Source organism: Enterococcus sp. AAFC-DPL-5182 (assembly GCF_058216605.1).
In genome coordinates, this window is record NZ_CM177101.1 from 2,041,534 (window position 1) to 2,058,476 (window position 16,943).

Here is a 16,943-nt window from a genome sequence, read left to right on the forward strand (position 1 = left end):
AAAAAAACAGTTAGGCGATTGCTCGCTTAACTGTTCGTTTTAATATATGTTCCTATTCTTCTCATTGCTTCTTTTAAGGTAGCCATATCAGCTGCATAGCTAATTCGAACGTACCCTTGTGCTTCTTTACCAAATGCAACTCCTGGAATAATTGCTACTGCTTGTTGCTGAGCTAAATCCACACAAAATTTCATCGAATCTTGTTCGTACCCAGAAGGAATTTTAGCAAAAATGTAAAATGCTCCATTAGGTCGAGCAACTTCAAAACCAAAAGAAGTCATTTGTTCGTAAACAAAATCTCGACGTTCACGGTATTCTTCTTTCATCACTGCAGCATCGTTCATCCCTTCAACTAATGCTCTGACCGCAGCTTTTTGAGAAATGGTAGACGCAGCTGTAACCAAATATTGATGTACTTTGATTATTTCAGCAATTAATTTCTCTGGACCAAAAATAAAGCCAATCCTCCAACCAGTCATTGCATGTGACTTTGATAAACCATTAATCAAAATCGTTTGTTCAGGAATAAACTCAGCGATTGATACATGTTGATCTTCGTATGTCAATTCACTGTATATCTCATCACTGATTACGAAAATCGGATACTTTTTCAATACAGTTGCAATTGCTTGAACTTCTTCACGGTTGTACGTTACGCCAGTTGGGTTACTTGGATAGTTTAAAATAATTGCCTTGACTTGATCACCATGCTCTAACATCGCTGCTTCAATCATTGCAGGTGTCAACACAAAATGGTTTGAGGTCGTATCAATATAAATAGGTTCTGCTTGAGCCAATGTAATTACAGGTTCGTATCCAGGGTAGATTGGGGCAGGCATCAAGACTTTATCACCAGGTTCCAAAATAGATAATAAACTAGCTGAAATCGCCTCAGTGGCTCCTACTGTTACCAAAACTTCAGAAGCTGGTTGATAGCTGACACCATATTTTTCTTTCATAAAAAATGTAGCTGCTTCACGGACATCCGTCAATCCTGCCATGCCTGAATAATGCGAAAAGTTAGCATTGATCGCATCATGGGCAGCTGTTTTTACATGTTCAGGGGTATTAAAATCTGGTTCTCCTAAAGTAAGTTTTATGATCCCTTCGATATCTGTCACCTGCTCATCAAATTGGCGAATCATCGAAACAGCGATTTTTCCTACTTGCTTGTTAAATCTTTTTGTTAAATCCATCAAACCATCCCCTCTTATCTAATCGCCAAATCGACGATAATTAAAATAGTTGTGCTCTCATTTTGTATTTTTCTTAATGGAACTATCATAGCACAAGTCAGCCTAAAATGAAATTTGTATTTCAATTTTAGATTTTTTCTCCCCAAATTCACATTTTCCTCTTGCGAAACTTTCTTCTCTTCTTTATAGTTAAGTGAAATGAAGGGAGAGAACCAGATGAAAGGCATTAGAAAAATCACACCCTATGTTCCGGGAGAACAACCGAATTATTCTGATATGATCAAGTTAAACACCAATGAAAATCCCTATCCACCTTCTCCAAAAGTAGCAGAGAGTTTAAAAAATTTCGATGTTGAACGATTGAAACGATATAGTTCCATTGATAACCTCTCTTTAAAAAAGGCTTTAAGTGCGAAACATAATCTATCTCCTGATCACTTTTTAATTGGTAATGGTTCAGATGAAGTCTTAGCTTTTTGCTTTCTCGCTTTTTTCAATAGCTCTGATCCTATTTTGTTTCCAGATATTACTTATGGCTTTTATAAAGTTTGGGCTGATTTATTTCAAATTCCATTCAAAGAGGTGCCGCTAAACAATAATTTTGAGCTAGTCGAGGAAGACTATACACAACTAAACGGCGGTATCATCATAGCCAATCCAAATGCACCTACAGGTTTGTTCAAACCTCTTGAAGAAATCGAACATTTATTAAAGGACAATCAAGACGTTATCGTGATCATCGATGAAGCGTACATTGACTTTGCTGGTCAGTCTGCCCTCTCACTTTTAGATAGATACCCAAATCTGATTATTATTCGAACCTTTTCAAAAGCAAATTCTTTAGCAGGGTTACGAGTTGGTTATGCCATTGGCAATCCAGCGTATATTCAAATTGCAGAAAGTATCAAGTCATCATTTAATCCCTATTCTGTTGATATGTTAGCGGAAGATCTAGCTACTGCTGCTGTCGAAGATGAAGCGTATTATGCAGGAATAACTAAAGACATTTGTGAAACGAGAGATTGGTTTTCGAAAAATATTGAAAAATCAGGCTTTTCCTCATTGGCTTCCAAAACAAATTTTGTGCTGATAACGCATCCTGATTTGATAATAAAGGAGCTTTATCTTTACTTGGAAGCACACGATATCTTTGTTCGTTACTTTCCAAAAATAAAACGGCTGAACAATTATTTACGCATTTCGATTGGTACGCAAAATGAAATGGAAGCCGTGAATCAGTTACTAAATCGTTTTGTTAAAGATACAAAGAATAACTGAAAGAACGGAGGTTGGGATGTAACTCTAAAAGTCACACCCCAACCTCCTTCTTATATAACAATAGGATTAATTTGTTACATCTTTTATAGAATCCAACATATTTTCCAACTCTTTACCATATTTTTTCTTTTTGCTGTTCATTGTCCAAGCCATTCTCTGAGCATAATGTCCTGCATCTGATTCTACTAGATCATACACATAGTAGAATCTAAGGCCATCCATCTTAGCGGTCATTAAACGACGAGTTCCTTTCCAGCCGTTAAGATCAATCGGTTTTTCTGTCTCTTCTTCGACCTCTACCGGAAATTCTGTCACTTCTTTAAATCCTTCAAAACCATCGTAGTCTTCTTTTGATTCACTTAAAACAGCAACATACATCATTTTGTCTTCATGTTCTAACCCAACATCTGCATCATCGTTTAATTCCGTTGGGTCTATTTCTACCCAGCCATCAGGCAAGGAAACAGAAAAAGTACCATTTTCAGTCTCAATGATTTCTTCAGTCTCATCCTCACTACTAGCTTTAGTGGATGATTCATTTTTTGATTTTGCAGGGGCTTTTTTCTGTTCAGTTTTTTCTGTATTTGTCACTTGTTTACTATTTTTTTCAACTGTAGCACAACTTGTTAAGAGAAGACCTAACCCTAAAATAATGAAAGTTTTCCCAACTTTATTCCTTTTCACTTGATGCTCTCCTTTTTCTGATCTCTTTATTGTCCTTATAAAACACTATCGTTCTCTTATTCACTCAACTTAGAAGGTTGTAAGCTACTCTCTATGCTTAGACAAAATCTTTGTGTATTTCAAAACAGCTGTTTTAATTCTTTCATAAAAAATTGACCAATTGTACTGATGGTACGATTTTTTTGATAAAGGACACAGATTTTATTATTCGTACTTTCTGCTAAAGGGACTAACCTAATTTCTTTTTTCGTAAATCCAGTCACTACACCCGATCCTGATGCATACGCATCTGTCTCTACAAGTAAATTCATCAACGTCCCTCGATCATTTGTATAGATCACTGTTTCTTGCTCCTGATTTTCAATTAAATCTTCTGAAAAATAAGCAAAATTACTCCCTTCTTGTGTAAATCGAACTTGAGGATAGCAGCATAGTTGTTCTAACTCTATCTCCTTTTGTTTCGCTAAAGGGTGGTTTTTGCCAAGAAAAATATGGGTTTTAAAGCTTCCAACAACCTCGTATGTTAAATTTGCTTGTTCTAAATATCGTTCGATTCCAGATTGATTTTGACTATTTAAATAAATGATTCCCAGTTCACTGTGATAACTTTTTACATCTTCGATCACTTTTAGAGTTGTTGTTTCAAAAACCCGAAAGTTTTTATACTGGTCTTTGAATTGCTGGATGACTTTGCCCATTACTTCTCCTAAGAAATCATAATGCTGAGATGAAATCGAAAAACGTTCACTCTTCGTCACTTCTTGATAACGATTTTCAATTATGTCCATTTGGGTCAAAATTTTTTCCGCATGTTCTAAAAAGGTCAACCCCTCTTCAGTCAATGAAGCACCTTTATTGGTACGAATAAATAAAGTTACACCGATTTCTTCTTCCAATTCACGAATACCGTTAGAAAGACTTGGTTGTGTGATAAAAAGTTTTTTTGCAGCTTCTCTAAAACTACCATTATTTGCAACAGCTACAACGTATTTCATCTGTTGAATATTCATAGATGCCCTCCGTCTTATTCAGAAAAATAGATTTTACGTCCATTCAACGCTTGGACTGGGCGATTATTAAATGGCAGCATGCCTTCATCGATCCGCTCAAAAAAATCTTGATCCATTTTCTGAATAGAATCGAAAACAAACCAATGGACAGGTCCTTTTGTTGGTGGTGTCGTTAATGAACCTAAATAATGAAAATGTGATTTTTGTTCTGGTAAAAAGATCGAAGGATCAAACCATTGTTGATGGGTTTCAGAATTCCATTCCAGTGTGGTTTGTTTTTTTGAAAACCTATTGTCATCTTTCGTAATCGTAAATAAGCAACCCACAACTAAATTATCACCAGAATTATTCATGTGAACAAGATGGAATTCCAGTGGAGCATGTTCTCCATCAAATGTATGCTCACTTGGTGTGTGAAAGTGAATGTCTGTTAAATAATATTTTTCATCTTCAAAAACCACATAGCTCTCTGTATTTGGTGGAATGAAATGAAACGTGTTTTTAAATTCTTTTTCAGTAAATTCTTCTGTTTTATAAAAAAAATCAATCTCTCTATTCGTAGAGTCTCCATTGATTAAGTTTTTTGACAAATTGATTGGCGATTGATAAGGATATTTCGCGCCGGTTGAAAACCAATCACAAAGCGTGTGCCAATGTTCAGGACCAAGCTCACCTTCATATCCCCATTCTACGTCCATATTTCGAATATTTTTCATCAAACCCCACCTTTTGATTTTATTGTTTAAATAACTTTATACTAATTACTATAAACAGTCAATTTTCAACCGCTGCTTTGTATTTTATCAAAGTATAACACACCTGAATACAGCCATCTATCAATAAAAAAGTATAACTTTTGATTCTTATCAAAAATTACACTTTTATATTTTTAACTATTTATTTAACCAATTTTCAGGATCTTGTTTCCAGTTTTTTAATAGTGTAACATCATTGTCCTCGATATAATTCGATTCCAAAGCAGCTTCAATCAAAGTTGAATAATTCGTTAATGTAAGTAAGTCCATCTTTTGCTCTGCAAATTTTTCTTTGCCTTTCGGTAATTCATAGGTAAATATTGCAGCGACACCCAAAACGTCTGCTCCTTCACGTTTTGCCGCGTCTGTTGCTTCAAGGACACTACCGCCAGTTGAAATCAGATCTTCGATCACAACCATTTTTTGCCCCTTAAAAATTCGACCTTCGATTTGATTTCCTTTTCCATGTTCTTTAGCTTTGCTTCTGATGTAAACCATTGGCAGATCTAAAATATCCGCAACCCAAGCTGCATGAGGAATTCCCGCAGTTGCTGTTCCCGCAATAACTTGCACATCTGGATATGTTTCTTTGATTTTTTCTGCTAATCCTTTAGCGATATCTTTACGCACAACTGGATAACTCATTGTGATACGGTTATCACAGTAAATCGGACTTTTAAGGCCGCTAGCCCAAGTAAAAGGCTCATTTGGACTTAAAAATACTGCTTCAATTTCTAGTAAATCCTTGGCAATTTTTTTAGCTAATTCGGTCATTTATTTTCTCCATTCCACTCATTTTTTATTGATAGATATGCTTCATATGGCTTTTTTGCTTGAGTTATTGGTCGTCCTACTACAATATATGTCGAACCAATTTTTCTTGCATCTGTCGGTGTCACTACACGTTGTTGATCTCCTACCTCGCTGCCGCTTGAGCGTATACCAGGTGTTAAACAAACAAAAGACTCACTCGTTGCTTGATGGATGTCTTGGGCTTCTAATGCAGAACAAACAACCCCATCTAGCCCCGCTGTCTCTGTACACTTAGCATAATGAATCACACTATCTTTTAATGGAACTTCAATCAATTGATCGTGCTGCATTTCTTGTTCACTTGTTGAAGTAAGTTGTGTTACAGCAATCAAAATCGGAATCTTCGCACCATTTCTCGTCCCTTTTTTTAGTCCTGCCATAGCCGCTTTCATCATTTTGATCCCGCCAGCTGCATGTACATTGGTGATATCGACACCAAGTTTTGCAAGACCAACCATTGATTTTTCAACAGTATTAGGAATGTCATGTAATTTCAAATCAAGAAAAACAGAATGCCCCAATGCTTTTAACCAACGAACTATTTCTGGTCCTTCTTGATAAAATAGTTCCATTCCAACTTTTACAAATAATGACTCTTCCTTAGGAAACTTGTCTAAAAAGGTTTCTACTTCAATTTTTGAAGGAAAATCTAAAGCGATGATCGGTCGTTGACTCATTGATTTTTTCCCTCCCTAACATCTTTGATTAGTTGCTCTAATGATTCAATACCAAGTTCAGCCATTCTTTTAGGCAAAGCATCGATCAATTTAGGACAAATATAAGGATCTGTAAAATTAGCCGTTCCTACTCCTACAGCACTTGCTCCTGCCATAAACATTTCTAATACATCATCTACCGTTTGTACACCACCCATACCAATGATCGGCAGATTGGATACTTGAGAAACTTGATGAATCAATCGAATAGCAACAGGCTTGATTGCAGGACCTGATAACCCTCCTGTTTGATTGGCTAGGACTGGACGGCGAGTTTTTAAATCGATTCGCATTCCTAGTAGTGTATTGATCATCGAAAAGCCATCAGCACCTCCTGCTTCGATTGCTTGTGCAACTGGCACAATATCTGTCACATTGGGAGAAAGTTTCACATAAATCGGAACTTTGGCCACTTTTTTTACAGCTTGTGTTAATTGAAACGCAACATCCGGATCAGTCCCAAAGGCAATACCGCCATGTTTTACATTTGGACACGAAATATTTAATTCGATTGCTTTAACATTAGGAGCATCACCAATTTTACTACAAACTTCTACGTAATCTTCTTCACAGGCCCCAGCAACATTGGCAATAATTGGTAAATCATAGGCCTCTAAAGCTGGAAGTTTAGTCTGCATCACTACATCTAAACCTGGATTCTGTAAACCAATTGCATTTAGCATACCGCTAGGTGTTTCTGCCACTCTTGGGGTTGCATTTCCAAAGCGCGCCTTGGGTGTTGTTGCTTTGACCATGATTGAACCTAATTTACTAAGATCATAATATTTAGCATATTCCTCACCAAACCCAAAACAACCACTAGCTGGGATGATTGGGTTTTTTAATTCTAAACCAGGAATACTGATCGCTAACGAATTTTGCATCATAAAACCACCTCACTGGCTCTAAAAATCGGCCCTTCATCACAAACTTTGACACTTTTCGTTCCAGTTTCATCATCTGGTACATGACATACACAAGCGTAACAGGCGCCCATTCCGCAAGCCATCCGTTGTTCTAAAGAAAGAAAAACGTTCGGATTTTCAGAAAAAACTTGGGCAACCATTTTCAACATGCCATTAGCACCGCAAGCATACACTGCGTCAGGTTGCTCTTCTTTAATAGCTTCTAGTATCAGGTTACCGACATTTCCTTCTACGCCAAAAGAACCATCATCTGTTGCAAATCGTGTGTCACTTAAAGCCATAAATTCTTCTTGAAAATACGCAACTTCTTTTGACGCATAACCGAGAAAATGGACAACTTCAATGCCTTTTTGCTTCAATTGTTTCGATAATTCATACAGTGGCGGAATGCCGATCCCACCGCCAATGACATACGCTTTTTGACCGCTAGACAGACAATCAACATCAAATCCATTTCCTAAAGGTCCTAGCACATCTAAAGTATCTCCAGCAGAAAGTTCCGAGAAGATTTTAGTCCCATCTCCTTCTGTGCGATAAATGATTGTACAGGTTTTGTCTTCTTTATTAATTTGATTGATGCTGACCGGTCTTCTTAAAAGCATATCCGCTCGTGGAACTTTGATATGAAGAAACTGACCTGGTTTTTCCATTTCATTGACTAACTCACCCGTTAACGTCAATTGGAAAATTCTAGGTGCTAATTGTTGTTGAGACGTAATCGTCATTATTTCCTGTTTCATGTATTCCGCTCCTTTGCAACTTTTATTGTAGTAAAAGAGGGTGGACGGAAGTGTCTAACTCCGAAAAATATGAGGGAATTCACGAAAATGACAAGAAACACGGATTTTTTAATTCTGATGTTGAATGGTTCCTAATCGGTGCTTTTCAATTTTTTTGAATTCTCTCTTACTTTTAACAGGAGTTGCTTCTGCTTCCACCGTTTATTGCGATTCCTTGAGTCAAGCATATAACTCGTAGTGTTATGCCTCTAGCACTTTAGTTTAAATCGACTGAGTTGAAAAAGCTCGTGATTCTAAAACTTTTAAGATAGCTTCGGCTGTGTCTAATGAAGTGAATAATGGAACGCCATGTTCTACTGCTTCTCGACGAATCAAAAATCCATCTTGAGTTAGGTCAGAACGATTTTTATCCATCGTATTCACAACAACCTGAGCTTCACCACTTCGGATCAAATCAAGTACAGTTTCTCCACCTTGGTTGATTTTAAGCACTGTTTTAACCAACAAACCATTGTCTGTTAAAAATTTTGCAGTACCTTGTGTCGCAATCAAGCTATAACCGATTTCATTGAACCGTTTTGCTAAAGCCAGCGCTTCTTCTTTTGTTTCATCTGCAATTGTAAACAAGACAGCTCCGAAACTTGGTAAATGAAGTCCAGAAGCTTCAAAAGCCTTATATAATGCTTTTTCTAAACTATAGTCTGAACCCATCACTTCACCAGTTGATTTCATTTCAGGCCCCAAGTACGTATCTACTTTTTGAAGTTTAGTGAAAGAGAACACTGGTGCTTTGATGTGTACTTGCTGACTCTCAGGATATAGACCATTTTGATAGCCTAAATCCGTTAATTTTTCACCAAGAATAGCTTTCGTTGCTATTTGAGCCATTGGAATTCCTGTGATTTTGCTTAAAAAAGGGACTGTTCGACTAGCTCGTGGATTGACTTCAATCACATAAACTTTCTCTTCATGGATTACAAATTGGATATTCATCATACCAATACAATTTAATCCAATTGCAAGTTTTTTAGTATAATCTGCAATTATCTGTTGAATGTCGTTTGACAAAGTTTGCGGAGGATAAACAGCCATCGAATCTCCCGAATGAACACCAGCACGTTCAATATGTTCCATGATGCCTGGTATCAAGACCGTTTGACCGTCACAAATCGCATCAACTTCACACTCTTTCCCCAAGAGATAGCGATCAACTAACACTGGATGTTCTGGTGAAGCTTTTACCGCGTTGCGCATGTAATCTTCTAAATCTCTTTGATTTTCCACAATTTCCATCGCTCGTCCACCTAGTACATAGCTTGGGCGAACCAATACTGGATAACCAATTTTATTTGCCACAGCTACAGCTTCTTCAGCACTCGTAGCAGTATCTCCTGGTGGTTGCGGAATATCTAAGGCCTGTAGGGCTTGTTCAAATAAGTCTCGATTTTCAGCTCGATCTAAATCCTCGATCGACGTTCCCAAAATCTTGACACCTTGTTTTACTAATGGCTCAGCTAAATTGATTGCTGTTTGACCGCCGAATTGAACAATAACGCCTGTTGGTTTTTCAAATTCGATCACATTCATGACATCTTCTAAGGTTAAAGGTTCAAAATAAAGTTTATCTGAAATTGAAAAATCTGTTGAAACAGTTTCAGGATTACTGTTCATAATAATTGCTTCAAAACCCGCTTCTTGAATTGCTTTGACTGAATGAACTGTTGCATAGTCAAACTCGACCCCTTGACCGATTCTGATTGGACCTGAACCTAAAACTAATACTGATGGTTTTTCAGAGCGAATACTCTCATTTTCAAACTCATAGGTGCTATAAAAATAAGGTGTTTGAGACTCAAATTCGGCCGCACAAGTGTCTACCATTTTATAGACTGGCAGAATCATTTGCTCATGGCGGTAATCAGCAACCTCTTGTTCACTCATATGCCATAACTCAGCAATTTTTTTATCGGTAAAGCCATTCTGTTTCGCTTCTTTCAATGTCTCAACATCCTTGATATTTTGCTCTAAGGACGTTTCCAACTCAACGATATGAAGCAATTTATCAAGAAAGAATAAATCGATTTTAGTCAACATAGCTAAATCTTCAATCGTAAACCCTCTTCGAATAGCCTCTGATAGGTAAAATAAACGATCATCTTGAGCTTTTACAATTTTTTCAGTCAATAATTCATCACTAACGTCTTGTATTTCCTTCAACTCATTATGATAAGCGCCAATTTCAAGTGAACGGACAGCTTTTAATAAGGACTCTTCAATGTTTCGACCAATCGCCATAACTTCCCCTGTCGCTTTCATTTGAGTTCCTAAACGGCGTTCACCTTTTTCAAATTTATCAAAAGGCCAACGGGGAATTTTAGCTACAACATAATCTAAGGCGGGTTCAAATTCCGCATAGGTTGTTTCTGTGACTGGATTTTTCATTTCATCTAAGGTAAGTCCCACAGCGATTTTGGCTGCGAGCTTAGCAATTGGATACCCTGTAGCTTTGCTCGCCAACGCTGACGAACGGGAAACACGTGGATTGACTTCTATTACATAATAATTGAAACTATGAGGATCTAAAGCCAATTGAACATTACAGCCGCCTTCTATTTTCAATGCTCTAATGATTTTAAGAGAGGCATCACGCAACATTTGGTATTCATGATCGGATAATGTCTGGCTGGGTGCAAAAACAATCGAGTCACCTGTATGAATTCCCACAGGATCAAAATTTTCCATATTACAAACAACGATTGCATTATCAGCAGAATCACGCATCACTTCATATTCTATTTCTTTAAAACCCGCAATGCTTTTTTCAATCAGACATTGAGTCACTGGTGATAACTTCAACCCATTTTCAGCAATAATACGTAGTTCTTCTTCATTATCGCACATTCCACCGCCTGTTCCGCCTAAGGTGAATGCTGGACGAACAATGATTGGGTACCCAATTGTATTCGCAAACGCTACTGCTTGTTCGACGGTGTTAACAATTTCACTTTCAGGAATTGGTTGCTCTAATTCTTCCATCAATTGCTTAAATAAATCGCGGTCTTCAGCTTGGTCGATGGCATTTAATTTTGTCCCCAATAACTCTACATTCAATTCATCCAAAATACCTGACGCTGCAAGATCCATCGCCATATTCAGCCCTGTTTGTCCGCCTAAAGTCGGAAGTAACGCATCAGGACGCTCTTTTCGTACAATGCGAGAAACAAATTCTAGTGTAATTGGCTCGATGTACACTTGATCTGCAATTTCTTTATCTGTCATGATCGTTGCAGGGTTTGAGTTGACCAAAACAACTTCATAGCCTTCTTCTTTCAAAGCAAGACAAGCCTGAGTACCGGCGTAATCAAATTCAGCAGCTTGACCAATGATGATCGGTCCTGAACCGATGACCATGATTTTCTTTATATCTGTTCTTTTTGGCATTAGTCTTGCTCCTTCCATGCATCCATTAATTCCATAAACTCATCAAACAAATGAAGTCCATCATGCGGACCAGGAGCAGCATCCGGATGATACTGAACTGTGAAGGCTGGATATTGACGATGTCTCACCCCTTCAACTGAACCGTCATTTACTTCCACATGAGTGACCATCAATTTCTCAGGATCGACAGTTTTTTCATCTACTGCATATCCATGATTTTGTGAAGTAAAATCGATTTTTCCAGTTGCGATTTCTCGAACTGGATGATTCAAGCCTCTATGACCAAATTTCATTTTGTACGTGTCCGCTCCATTTGCTAAAGCAAACAATTGATGCCCTAAGCAAATGCCGAAAATCGGTACTTTTCCTTGGATTTCTTGAATCATTTTAATTGCTTCTGGCACATCTTTAGGATCTCCAGGTCCGTTTGTCAACATCACGCCATCAGGAGAAAGTTCTAAAATTGTTTCAGCACTTGTGTTGTATGGTAATACAGTCAAGTTACAATGACGTTTCGACAATTCTCTTAAAATACTATGTTTTAAGCCAAAGTCGACCACTACTACATTGCGCCCAATTCCAGGACTCGGATATGGCTTAGTCGTGGAAACTTGTGCTACTTGATTTTTAGGCAAAACAGTTGCTTTCAATTGATCAAATTCGTGCGTCAAATCATCATCAGCATCAATGAATCCAGCTTTCATCGTTCCGACAGACCGAAGTTTTCTTGTTAATGCCCGAGTATCAATGCCAGAAATTCCAGGTATCCCTTTTCTTTTTAAAAATTCGTCCAACGTCATTTGCGCACGCCAATTCGAAGCAAGTCGAGCATGCTCTTTTACTACTACACCCTTACAAGTTGGGGAGATTGATTCATAATCATCACGATTGACACCATAATTCCCAACCATTGGATAGGTAAATGTAATGATTTGACCATTGAAACTTTGGTCAGTGATCGTTTCTTGATAGCCTGTCATACTTGTTGTAAACACGATTTCTCCAACAACATTGACCTCTGCACCAAATGCTTTTCCTTCAAAAACGGTTCCGTCTTCTAGTATCAATAGTCGCTTCAAATTTATGCATCTCCCTTAGACCACGCTGATTGCCCATCAACAAAAGTCATTAATGTATTTCCTTTAACTTTCCAGCCGACAAATGGTGTATTTACACCCATCGACTCAAAGTCTTTATCATCAATAGCTTCTTCCAACTCTAAGTCAAAAACTGCTATATCAGCTGGCGCTCCAATTGTAAGAGTACCGGCATCTATTCCAAAAATTTCAGCTGGTTTTGTAGCCATCCAATCGATGACTTGCTCCAGAGTAAATTTACCTGTTTCAACAAAATTTGTATAAATCAGCTGGAATGCAGTTTCACTTCCCACGATTCCAAAGGGCGCTTTTAAGAATGTTTGATCTTTTTCTTCTAAGCCATGTGGTGCATGATCGGTTGCTATACAATCGATCGTACCATCAAGTAATCCTTCAATCAGTGCATCACGATCAGCTGTTGCTCTAAGCGGGGGATTCATTTTCCAAAAACCATTATCTTCCGGAATATCCTCATCAATCAAAATCAAGTGGTGGGGAGCAACTTCTGCCGTTACATGAATGCCTGCCCGTTTTGCATCACGAATCACCCGAACACTTTCTTTCGTTGAAACGTGGCAAACATGATAGTGAACGCCAGTTTCACCAGCTAAAACGACATCTCGAGCAATTTGTGAGGCTTCTGTCGAATTTAAAATTCCTGGTAGTCCTAATTTTTTAGAAATTTGTCCTTCGTGCATCACTCCGCCAAAAAGCAGTGACTCATCTTCTGTGTGAGCCACGATCGCCATGCCAAGCGCAGCTGCTTCTTTCATCGCAAGATACATTGTTCCAGCCGTTTGTACCCCTACACCGTCATTGGTGAATGCGAAAGCGCCAACTTCTTTTAACGCTTTCTGATCTGTTAACGTTTCGCTGCGCAACTCTTCTGTAATAGGTGCATATTGTAGTACTTTTACCACCGCATTTTTTTTGATGATCTCGTAAACTTCTTTTAATTTTTCGGCAGTATCTGGAACTGGATTCAAGTTAGGCATAGCACATACTGTTGTATATCCGCCTCTAGCAGCAGATTTACTCCCTGTTTCAATCGTTTCTTTATACGTAAATCCAGGTTCTCTTAAATGAACATGAACATCTACTAATCCCGGTGTGATCAGCTGGCCTTTTGCATCGTATACTTTTTCAAAAGTCGTTTCATCAAACATTTCACCAATTGCTCTGATCTTACCATCTTCGATCCAAATTTCAGCTGGAATTAATTGATTATCTTTTTTAATGATTTTTCCATTTTTGATAAGTGTTTTCATTTTGTTCACCTATGCCTTTCCATGTAATACTGCTTCTAAAATTGCCATCCTCATATAAACACCATTGCTCATCTGTTGAATGATTCTGGATTGAATCCCTTCGACTAGAGAATCCGCCAGTTCCACATCACGATTGACAGGGGCTGGATGCATGATGACAGCATGTTTTTGAAGTCGTTTAGCCCGCTCAACAGTCAAACCATATTCCTGATGATACTCTTCTTTTGAAAATAGTTCTGACCCATCATGCCGTTCATGCTGAACTCTAAGCAACATTATCACGTCTACCGTTTCAACTACTTCATCTAAAGGCATGTAATGCCCATAAGCTTCAAATTGTTTGTCGTACCATTCTTCTGGTCCTGAGAAAAAAATCGTTGCACCAAGCCGTTTTAGCATTTGCATATTTGATTTTGCAACTCTAGAATGCGTGATATCTCCAACAATTGCTATTTTCAACCCCTCAAAGTGTTTAAATTCCTCGTATATAGTCATCAAATCCAACAAGCACTGAGTGGGATGTTGTCCACTGCCGTCTCCACCGTTAATAATGGAACATTGGATCGTTTTACTTTGGATCAGTTCATCATAATAATTTTCTTCTCCATGACGAATAACTGCCACATCAACTCCGATTGCCGACATTGTCAGCACTGTATCATAAAGTGTCTCACCTTTTTTCACTGAGCTCATACTTTCTTCAAACTCAATCACTTCGATTCCTAACTTTTTCTCAGCAACATCAAAGCTCTTATGCGTTCGTGTGCTATTTTCAAAGAATAAGTTTGTTGCAAAGTATTGTTTTTTTTCAGGCTGCCAAGTGGCTCCTTGTTTAAATTCTTGTGCACGATGGATCAAGCCCATAACTTCTTGATCACTCAATACTTCTACTGTTAAAAGATGTTTTAAACTGATACGTTCAGATGTGATGATCATGCATTCATTCCTCCTTGTTTTAAAAGCTGTAAGAGCTCGTACAGAAAAATATGACTGAGGTGCTCTTAACCTCATTTATAATCTATCTTTTTTCCTTGAGACTAGCTCTTAAAGCTAGATAACGATAGTAACAACGTTCCGTTTCACTAGTTAGACTTCTCTTCACTGCGTGCTGTTTCAGGTAAAATCAAGTTTAGAATAATTCCTAAGACTGTCGCGAGTGCCATTGATGATAATTCAAAGGTATCAAGTTTAAAGACTAAACCGCCGATACCGATAACTAAGATCACTGATGCAATCAATAAATTCTTTTTCTTATCAAAATTGATTTGATTATCAATCAATATTTTCAATCCACTCGCTGCAATTACTCCGAATAAGACAAAGCTGATACCAGAGATAACTGGGCCAGGTATGCTCAAAATAACTGCACTTAATTTCCCTACAAACCCAAGTCCTACAGCAAAGACCGCGGCACCTGCAATCACAAATACACTGTGTACCCGTGTAATGGCTAAAACTCCGATGTTTTCACCATAACTTGTGACAGGAGGCCCACCGACCAAACCTGCTACGATTTGCGCAGCACCATCACCCATTAATGTTTTGGATAAACCTGGGTCTTGGAAGAAGTTTCGTTTCGTTAATTTATTTAAAACCATCAAGTGTCCGATATGCTCTGTCATTGTGACAAATGCGATTGGGGCCATCGTTGTAATTGCATTTAGATGTAGTTTCGGTTGATATTGAACAAAAGGAATTTCAAAATTCGGCATAGCAAACCAAGCCGCATTTTTGATTGGTTCAATATCGACGATACCGAATAACAATGCAACTAAATATCCACTGACGATGCCCAACAAAATTGGAATCAAGCCTAGAAAACCTTTGAAAAACATGTTATAAAAAATGGTTAATCCAAGTGTAATAAGTGCAACTGTAATGAATTTGAAATCGTATTCTCCATTGTTGAACATGGCATTATTTGCTGCGTTAGAAGCCAATCCTAATCCAATTACCATCACCACAGGTCCTACTACGATCGGCGGTAAAATTTTATCTAACCAATCCGAACCGATTTTACTGATGATGATGGAAACAATCAAGTAAACCAGTCCTGTCGTTATGGCACCTTGTGCGATTGCTGGGTAGCCGTCACTTTTCATCAACATCTGCATAGCAGCGATAAAGGCAAAACTACTTCCTAGATATGCTGGAATTTTCCCTTTCGTTACGAATAAATAGACGATTGTTCCAAGCCCCGAACTAACTAAGGCAATTCCTGGATCGATTCCTACTAGAATCGGAACTAACACTGTTGCGCCAAACATTGTGAATAAATGCTGTAAACTTAAACCGATCCAATGTGCCGCCTTTGGTTTATCGTGAATATCTAAAACTGCTTCTTCATTGCGAAATTCTTTTTCTGTCATCTCAACCTATCCTATCTTTGCTATTGTATTTGTTTATTCTTTAGTGCTAGCAATCAAAATCCGATCTGCACCATCTTTTTCTTCCACTTCAACAATGATTTCTTCTGCCATGGAAGTAGGGATATTTTTCCCAACATAATCCGCTCGGATCGGAAGTTCTCTGTGTCCTCTATCGACTAAAACTGCTAATGAGATCTTTCTTGGTCGTCCTAAATCCATCACAGCATCCATTGCTGCTCGAATCGTTCGTCCTGTAAATAACACATCATCAATCAAGATCACTTCTTTGCCTTCCAATGAAACTGGAATATTGGATGAATGAAGTTCAGGTTCTTCTAATGAACGTTCTTTCATTGATTGTCCGTCCATATCATCGCGGTACAAAGTGATGTCCAGTTCACCGACTGGAACCTCAATGTGTTCCAATTGATTTAATCGTTCAGCGATTCTTTGAGCAATGTAAATACCACGGGTTTTGATACCCACTAAAACGATATCTTGAATTCCTTTATTTCTTTCGATAATCTCATAAGTGATTCTAGTAAGCGCGCGTTTCATTGTTACTGCATCAACGACTTCTTTTCCTTGCATTTTTTTGCTCCTCCTAAAAAATGTTTTTCATTTGCCTCATGAGCTTCCTGTTTCAGCGT

15 protein-coding genes are annotated in these 16,943 nt (G+C 38.0%); 1 reads left to right on the forward strand and 14 read right to left on the reverse strand.

Features of this window, described 5'->3' with window-relative positions; translation table 11 throughout:
* Positions 1 to 26 precede the first annotated feature (26 nt).
* Entirely contained in the window at positions 27 to 1,196 is a 1,170-nt protein-coding gene (locus AC4BB7_RS09450; protein ID WP_086313206.1) for a pyridoxal phosphate-dependent aminotransferase, read from the reverse strand.
* 216 nt (positions 1,197 to 1,412) lie between these two features.
* On the opposite strand from AC4BB7_RS09450, the gene hisC reads away from it, so the two are divergent.
* Entirely contained in the window at positions 1,413 to 2,474 is a 1,062-nt protein-coding gene (gene hisC, locus AC4BB7_RS09455; RefSeq protein WP_490482851.1) for a histidinol-phosphate transaminase, read from the forward strand.
* 66 nt (positions 2,475 to 2,540) lie between these two features.
* On the opposite strand, the gene AC4BB7_RS09460 is transcribed toward hisC, so the two are convergent.
* From AC4BB7_RS09460 to pyrR, 13 genes are all read right to left on the reverse strand, one after another.
* Entirely contained in the window at positions 2,541 to 3,158 is a 618-nt protein-coding gene (locus tag AC4BB7_RS09460; protein WP_490482852.1) for a hypothetical protein, read from the reverse strand.
* Positions 3,159 to 3,277: 119 nt separating this feature from the next.
* Positions 3,278 to 4,168, reverse strand: a complete 891-nt coding sequence (locus AC4BB7_RS09465; protein ID WP_490482853.1) for a LysR family transcriptional regulator — start codon at positions 4,166 to 4,168, stop codon at positions 3,278 to 3,280.
* A gap of 14 nt (positions 4,169 to 4,182) precedes the next feature.
* Entirely contained in the window at positions 4,183 to 4,884 is a 702-nt protein-coding gene (locus AC4BB7_RS09470) for a carbonic anhydrase family protein (RefSeq protein WP_490482854.1), read from the reverse strand.
* A gap of 177 nt (positions 4,885 to 5,061) precedes the next feature.
* On the reverse strand, positions 5,062 to 5,697 hold the full coding sequence (gene pyrE / locus AC4BB7_RS09475) for an orotate phosphoribosyltransferase (protein ID WP_490482855.1): 636 nt from the start codon (positions 5,695 to 5,697) through the stop codon (positions 5,062 to 5,064).
* Positions 5,694 to 6,413: an orotidine-5'-phosphate decarboxylase gene (gene pyrF, locus AC4BB7_RS09480; RefSeq protein WP_490482856.1), complete on the reverse strand. Its 720-nt coding sequence runs from the start codon at positions 6,411 to 6,413 to the stop codon at positions 5,694 to 5,696. Before pyrF ends, pyrE begins: the two co-directional genes overlap by 4 nt.
* Positions 6,410 to 7,339, reverse strand: a complete 930-nt coding sequence (locus AC4BB7_RS09485; RefSeq protein WP_086313222.1) for a dihydroorotate dehydrogenase — start codon at positions 7,337 to 7,339, stop codon at positions 6,410 to 6,412. The genes pyrF and AC4BB7_RS09485 overlap by 4 nt, the downstream gene beginning before the upstream one ends.
* A complete protein-coding gene (locus AC4BB7_RS09490; RefSeq protein ID WP_490482857.1) occupies positions 7,336 to 8,118 on the reverse strand; it encodes a dihydroorotate dehydrogenase electron transfer subunit in 783 nt (260 codons plus the stop codon). Before AC4BB7_RS09490 ends, AC4BB7_RS09485 begins: the two co-directional genes overlap by 4 nt.
* 261 nt (positions 8,119 to 8,379) lie before the next feature.
* Entirely contained in the window at positions 8,380 to 11,559 is a 3,180-nt protein-coding gene (gene carB, locus AC4BB7_RS09495; RefSeq protein ID WP_490482858.1) for a carbamoyl-phosphate synthase large subunit, read from the reverse strand.
* Positions 11,559 to 12,638, reverse strand: coding sequence for a carbamoyl phosphate synthase small subunit (locus AC4BB7_RS09500; protein WP_086313228.1), 1,080 nt, complete (start codon positions 12,636 to 12,638; stop codon positions 11,559 to 11,561). The genes carB and AC4BB7_RS09500 overlap by 1 nt, the downstream gene beginning before the upstream one ends.
* Positions 12,639 to 12,640: 2 nt before the next feature.
* On the reverse strand, positions 12,641 to 13,924 hold the full coding sequence (gene pyrC / locus AC4BB7_RS09505; protein WP_490482859.1) for a dihydroorotase: 1,284 nt from the start codon (positions 13,922 to 13,924) through the stop codon (positions 12,641 to 12,643).
* Between the two features lie 9 nt (positions 13,925 to 13,933).
* Positions 13,934 to 14,860: an aspartate carbamoyltransferase catalytic subunit gene (locus AC4BB7_RS09510; protein WP_086313232.1), complete on the reverse strand. Its 927-nt coding sequence runs from the start codon at positions 14,858 to 14,860 to the stop codon at positions 13,934 to 13,936.
* 146 nt (positions 14,861 to 15,006) lie between these two features.
* A complete protein-coding gene (locus tag AC4BB7_RS09515) occupies positions 15,007 to 16,293 on the reverse strand; it encodes a solute carrier family 23 protein (protein WP_490482860.1) in 1,287 nt (428 codons plus the stop codon).
* Between the two features lie 33 nt (positions 16,294 to 16,326).
* On the reverse strand, positions 16,327 to 16,884 hold the full coding sequence (gene pyrR, locus AC4BB7_RS09520) for a bifunctional pyr operon transcriptional regulator/uracil phosphoribosyltransferase PyrR (protein WP_086313234.1): 558 nt from the start codon (positions 16,882 to 16,884) through the stop codon (positions 16,327 to 16,329).
* Between the last annotated feature and the right edge of the window lie 59 nt (positions 16,885 to 16,943).